This is a genomic window from Pandoraea sp. B-6, assembly GCF_000282835.1.
GTDB classification, from domain to species: Bacteria; Pseudomonadota; Gammaproteobacteria; order Burkholderiales; family Burkholderiaceae; genus Pandoraea; species Pandoraea cepalis.
In genome coordinates this window covers 21,067-27,066 of sequence record NZ_AKXS01000156.1, presented here as the reverse complement: position 1 = coordinate 27,066, position 6,000 = coordinate 21,067, and the positions used below count along the sequence as shown (strand labels likewise).

7 protein-coding genes are annotated in these 6,000 nt (G+C 64.3%); 5 read left to right on the top strand and 2 right to left on the bottom strand.

The genetic code is table 11. The annotated features are described in order from the left end of the window. Positions 1-532: alpha/beta fold hydrolase (locus A985_RS0101530; protein ID WP_017231673.1), on the bottom strand; the 532-nt coding region annotated here is incomplete at its 3' end. Next, positions 529-1,578, bottom strand: coding sequence for a hypothetical protein (locus tag A985_RS0101525; RefSeq protein WP_017231672.1), 1,050 nt, complete (start codon positions 1,576-1,578; stop codon positions 529-531). The genes A985_RS0101530 and A985_RS0101525, both read right to left, overlap by 4 nt. Positions 1,579-1,738: 160 nt before the next feature. Between A985_RS0101525 and A985_RS0101520 the strand changes: the two genes are divergently transcribed. From A985_RS0101520 to kynA, 5 genes are all read left to right on the top strand, one after another. Next, positions 1,739-2,257, top strand: a complete 519-nt coding sequence (locus A985_RS0101520) for a flavin reductase family protein (RefSeq protein ID WP_017231671.1) — start codon at positions 1,739-1,741, stop codon at positions 2,255-2,257. Between the two features lie 8 nt (positions 2,258-2,265). Further along, a complete protein-coding gene (locus A985_RS0101515) occupies positions 2,266-2,730 on the top strand; it encodes a MarR family winged helix-turn-helix transcriptional regulator (RefSeq protein ID WP_017231670.1) in 465 nt (154 codons plus the stop codon). Positions 2,731-2,985: 255 nt separating this feature from the next. Beyond that, positions 2,986-3,651 carry an arylformamidase gene (kynB, locus tag A985_RS0101510; protein ID WP_017231669.1) on the top strand — a complete coding sequence of 222 codons (666 nt, stop codon included), beginning with the start codon at positions 2,986-2,988 and terminating at the stop codon, positions 3,649-3,651. A 75-nt stretch (positions 3,652-3,726) separates the two neighbouring features. Then, the gene (gene kynU / locus A985_RS0101505) at positions 3,727-4,980 is read left to right on the top strand and encodes a kynureninase (protein WP_017231668.1); all 1,254 of its coding nucleotides are present in this window, start codon (positions 3,727-3,729) and stop codon (positions 4,978-4,980) included. A gap of 16 nt (positions 4,981-4,996) precedes the next feature. After that, positions 4,997-5,965: a tryptophan 2,3-dioxygenase gene (kynA, locus tag A985_RS0101500; RefSeq protein WP_017231667.1), complete on the top strand. Its 969-nt coding sequence runs from the start codon at positions 4,997-4,999 to the stop codon at positions 5,963-5,965. Positions 5,966-6,000 lie beyond the last annotated feature (35 nt).

Below are 6,000 nucleotides of genomic sequence, written 5' to 3'. Positions count from 1 at the left end.
CCATCGCATCGACGGCCAGTGTGTGCGCACTCGCGCGCGCGGTCGCGGATGGGTCGCCAAGCATGCCCGGCACGATGGCTTCAGCCATTTCGCGCAAGGTCTTGCCTGCGTCGAGCGGGGCGGTGCGCTGCCGCACGAACTCGCGCTGAAAGTCGCCGTCGGGCTTGCCGAACGCGGGCGACGTGCCGCACAGGATCAGCGCGGCGATATCGCGCGTGAACGGCGCGCCACGCGCCATCAGCTCCTGCGCGACCATGCCGCCCATGCTGTGGCCGACGAGCACGAAACGCGAGGGCCCCAACGCGTCGAGCAGCGTTCGCAAGCGGTCGGCCAGCGCCGCCATTGTCGCCTCGGCGGGCATGGCGCTCTCGCCGTAACCGGGCATGTCCCAGGCGGCCACGCGATAACCGGCCGCCACGAACATCTCGAATTGCGCGGGCCACACGTGACGATTGCCGCCGATGCCATGCAGCAGCACGAGCGTGAGCGGGCCGTCACCGGCGATGCGACAGGCGGGCACGAGGCGCGTCATGACGCGAACTCGCCTTGCAATTGCCCGTCGCGCACCACGACGTCGCCGTCGAGCGCGATCGTGCAACGCCGCAGCGGCAGGTCGAAATGCCCGAGCGTGTGACGTCCCGCCACTTCGTTGGCACCGGTCGAGTACAGGAAGTTGCCCGCAAAGGCGCGCTGCTCGGTGCCGTTGCAATCGCGTTTGTCGTAACAGGCGAGTGCGTCCCAGCGGGCACGAGGGTTCAGGCCGAAGCCGACGTGCGAGACGGCATAGGCGTCGCGATCGCCCCACGCCGCGAAGTAGTCGCGCATGAGGTCGACGTCCACACCTTCGCCATCGATGGCGACAACATAGTCGTCTTCGACCGTGAGCGCGATGCGATCGCGTAGATATTGCTTGAATGTGAGGTTGATGTCGCCGGGGGCCAGCACGAGCTGTCCGTTCACGCTGTGCGCGGCGGGAAATGCCAGCGCCAGACCGCCCGGCCAGTGGGCCACCTGCCCCGGCTTGGCGCACCAGCCCCAGACGCCGCCCACACGCGCATCGCGAAGCCCGATGCGCAGATCGGTACCGGCGGCGGAGGTGACGTGCATTTGGGCGGCCGCGCGCAAACGCTTGATCGCGGCGCGCACTTTCGGTTCGAGCGCCGGATCGGTCGCGCAACGTTCCAGAATTTCGGGATGTTCGTTCGAGACCATCAACACGCGCGCACCGCCGCCGAGAATGTCGGGCAGTTCAGGGGCATGCAACAGGCCTTCGACCGTGCAGTCGACGACCAGTGTGGCCGCCTTGAGCGCGGCGACGACGGGCGCCAACCCACCCAGCGCGTCGCTCGCGCCGGTCGAGCGCACCGGCACCGGCGCACTCACGCGCCGACTCGGCACGACCAGCCGAAATGGCGCGGCGCCAAGCGATTCGGCGGCAAGTTGCGCTAATTCCACGTTGACAGGCCGGGATTGCGTTTCGGCTACAATCGCCACCACATCACCGGGTCCGATACCGCAGCGCCGCAAGGTCTCGGCAAATACGTCGATCCACTTATGCTCGATTCGCTCGATCAGCATATCGTCTCCTGAGCGTCTGACCTTCTCGCCTGCCGGGGACATTCCCCTCTGGCACGCGGCTGGCCGTCATGCGTCTTGTCGATCTGTTGTTCGTGCCATAGTATATGAATATTCATACAAATCAACCCGATCAAATTTGCCGGACGGGAGTGCAGGGACAGTGAACGCCAAACGCGCCTCAGCGCCAGATTTCGACAACACGGCCTTTCGTCATGCGCTCGGTCAATTCGCGACCGGGGTGACCGTGATTACCACGCGCGCCGACGACGGATCGCTTATCGGGATCACCGCCAGTTCGTTCAACTCAGTGTCGCTCACGCCGCCGCTCATTCTGTGGAGTCTTGCCACGCGCGCAGGCAGCATGCCGGTCTTTCGCGAGAACTCGCACTATGCCGTGAATGTGCTGGCGTCCGATCAACTTGACATCTGCAAGCGTTTTGCCACGATGAAGGGCGACCGTTTTGCGGGTGTGCCTTATACGCTCTCTGCGTCGGGCACGCCGGTTCTCGACGGTGCGCTGGCCTGGTTCGAATGTCATAACCGCAGCCGCTACGACGAAGGCGACCACGTCATCTTTGTTGGCGAAGTCGAGCGTTGCGGCGTACATGCCGACGTTGGCGAGCGCATGCCGCTGATCTTCCACGCCGGTGGCTTCCACAAGCCGCAGTCGCTCGGCTGAGCCGCCTCATGTCTGCCGCCGGTGCACCGTTCGTCGACGACTACCTGGCCTATCTGCTCGCGCGCGCGAGCACGCTGGTGTCCGACGAATTTCACCGTGAAGTCGCGGCGGCCGGGCTCGGTGTGACGGAGTGGCGTGTTCTCGCCACGCTCTCCGACGGTCGCGCGCGCACCATCAATCAACTGGCCGACATCGTGCTCGCCAAGCAGCCGACGCTCACCAAGATCGTCGACCGGCTCGAAGCGACCGGCGACGTCGTGCGCGGCGAGAGCGCCACGGACCGCCGCCAGTCGATGGTCTCGCTCACCCAGGCCGGACGTGAGCGCGTAACCCCGCTGCTCGCCAGCGCGCGACGTCACGAAGCCGGCGTGCTCGCCCGCTTCGGTACAGAACAATCCACCTTGCTCAAAGCGACCCTGCGCCGGTTGATCGACGAGATGACGCAGGGGACGTCGGGACCGTCTGGAACGTAAGGGACACAGCGGGCGCAACGCCCGTGTAGGCGCATTCCGATCACCGCGCGGCAGCGTCCGAAATCGCAGATCGCCTTGCGCGGCGAATCGTCGAATATTCGATCACTTCGCAATCTTGTCGAATATTCTTTCCTAAAATTAAGAAAATACGATTTTTTCGATCAATTTCACGCCTCGCCATCCCCGAATACGCAAGCACTTGCGAAGCGAATTCTTCTAAGATGCGCATATCGATTGACGATTTTGCGCACACCCATGACCGAACCCCGCCACCGCCCAGCCAACACGCCCGTCGAGCGCCGCGTGTGGGATATCAGCGCGCCACTCTCGAGCGACACGCCGGTCTGGCCCGGTGACACGCCGTTCTCGGAACAGTCGGTGTGGCAGATCGGACCGGGCTGCCCGGTCAACGTCGGGCGCATCACGCTGTCGCCGCATACGGGCGCCCACGCCGACGCGCCGCGTCATTACGACGACGACGGCGCCTTTATCGGGGAAGTGGCGCTTGAGACTTATCTTGGGCCGTGCCGGGTCATTCATTGCGTTGGCGCGTCGCCGGTCGTCACGCCGGATCGGGTGGCCCCCTACCTGACAGACGTGCCGCCACGCGTGCTATTGCGCACGTATGCACAGGCCCCCGTCGCTCGCTGGGACAGTGCGTTTTGCGCCGTCGCGCCCGAGACGATCGACCTGCTCGCGGCGCATGGGGTGAAGTTGGTCGGAATCGACACGCCGTCGCTCGATCCCCAGGAGAGCAAGACGATGGACGCCCACCACCGCATTCGGGCGCATCGCATGGCGATCCTCGAAGGACTGGTGCTCGATGCCATTGCACCGTCCGATTACGAACTCATCGCATTGCCGCTCAAGTTCATGCGACTCGATGCGAGTCCGGTGCGTGCGGTGCTGCGCTCGCTTTGAGCGACACATACCGCGCCGAGCGCATGACACACGACTTCCATTTTCCGCATTGCTTTCACTGACAAAACGCAAACCATGACGTCTTCTCGCAACGAATGCCTGGCCCTTGACGCGGCCGATCCGCTCGCCGCGCTGCGCGCCCAATTCGATCTGCCGCCCGGCGTGATCTATCTCGACGGCAACTCGCTGGGGGCGCGCCCGGTGGCCTCGGCCCAACGCGCCCAGGAGGTGATTACGGCCGAATGGGGCGTGGGTCTCATCCGCAGCTGGAACGAGGCCGATTGGTTCGCGCTGCCGCGCACGCTCGGCGACGCCCTGGCCCCCATCGTCGGTGCTGGCAAAGGCGAAGTGGTGGTGACGGACACCACGTCGAGCAACCTCTTCAAAGTGATGGCCGCCGCCCTTGATGCGCAGCGCACCCTCGCGCCGCAACGCAAGGTGGTTGTCTCCGAGCGCAGCAACTTCCCGACCGACCTGTACATCGTGCAAGGCCTCACGCGCCTGCTCGACGACGGTTACTCGCTGCGCCTGATCGATTCTCCGGAAGAACTCCCTGCCGCGCTGGGCGACGACGTCGCCGTGGTGTTGCTCACGCATGTGAACTATCGCACCGGCGCCATGTACGACATGGCCGCGCGTACGGCCGAGATTCACGCAGCCGGTGCGCTGTGCGTGTGGGATCTGTGCCACTCCGCCGGTGCGGTGCCTGTCGATCTGAACGGCGCCAACGCCGACTACGCCGTGGGTTGCACGTACAAATATCTGAATGGCGGTCCAGGGGCCCCCGCATTCGTCTGGGTTAACAAGCGTCTTCAAGATACCTTCTGGCAGCCGCTGTCGGGTTGGTGGGGCCATCGCACGCCGTTCGCGATGCAGCCGGAATACACGCCGGACAATGGCATCGGGCGCTACCTGTGCGGCACGCAGCCGATCGTCTCGCTTTCGCTGGTGCAGTGCGGTCTCGATATTTTCGCGCAGACCTCGATGGACGCCCTGCGTCGCAAATCGCTGGCGCTGACGGATCTGTTCATCGAACTGGTGGAAGCGCGTTGCGCCGAATTCCCGCTCACGCTGGTGACGCCGCGCGCTCACGCGGCGCGCGGGTCGCAGGTAAGCTTCGAACATCCGGAGGGGTTCGCCGTGATTCAGGCGCTGATCGCGCGCGGCGTGATCGGCGACTATCGCGAGCCGCGCATCATGCGCTTCGGCATGACACCGCTTTATACGAGCTTTGCCGATGTCTGGGATTCTGTCGAAATTTTGCGTGACGTGCTGACCACGGGTTCGTGGGACAAGCCCGAGTTTCGTCGCCGCGGCGCGGTGACCTGAGCGAGGAGTCATAAGCATGAGCAAGACCCCTTCCTGCGCGCCCGACCCGCAGAACATCCCGGCCCAGACGACGCCCGCATCGGGCGGGTGCCCGTTCGGCCATCAAGGCCCGGACGACGCAACGCCGGACGCATCGTCCGCACCGGCGGAAGCGTCGACCGATGCCACGCAATGGCATGAGGCGAAGCTCGATTTTTCGAAGAGCATGAGCTACGGCGACTACCTGTCGCTCGATCCAATTCTGAATGCACAGCATCCGCGCTCGACCGACCACAACGAGATGCTGTTCATCATCCAGCATCAGACGAGCGAGTTGTGGATGAAGCTTGCCCTCTACGAGTTGCAGGCGGCCCGTACGGCGGTGCACAACGACGACCTGCCCCCCGCGTTCAAAATGCTCGCCCGCGTGTCGCGCATTCTCGAGCAACTCGTGCAGGCGTGGAGCGTTCTCGCGACGATGACACCGTCGGAGTATTCGTCGATGCGCCCGTCGCTGGGCAGCTCATCGGGCTTTCAGTCGTATCAGTACCGCATTCTGGAATTCATGCTGGGCAACAAGAATGCGGCGATGTTGAAGCCCCATTCGCATCGCCCCGATGTCTTCGCGCAGGTGCAGGCCGCGCTGGGCGCCCCTTCGTTCTACGACGAGGTGGTGCGCCTTCTGGCACGGCGCGGATTTGCCATTGCCCCTGAACGCCTGGAGCGCGACTGGACGACGCCGACGCCGCACGATGCCACCGTCGAGGCCGCATGGCTCGAGGTATATCGCAACCCATCGCAACACTGGGAACTGTACGAGATGGCCGAGGAACTGGTCGATCTCGAAGACGCGTTCCGGCAATGGCGCTTCCGCCACGTCACGACGGTCGAGCGCATCATCGGCTTCAAACAAGGCACCGGTGGTACCAATGGCGCCCCCTACTTGCGCAAGATGCTCGATGTCGTACTGTTCCCCGAGCTTTGGCATGTGCGAACGTTGCTGTGAGGTTTTTTTCGGTGCGCTGATGACACCCATCGCAT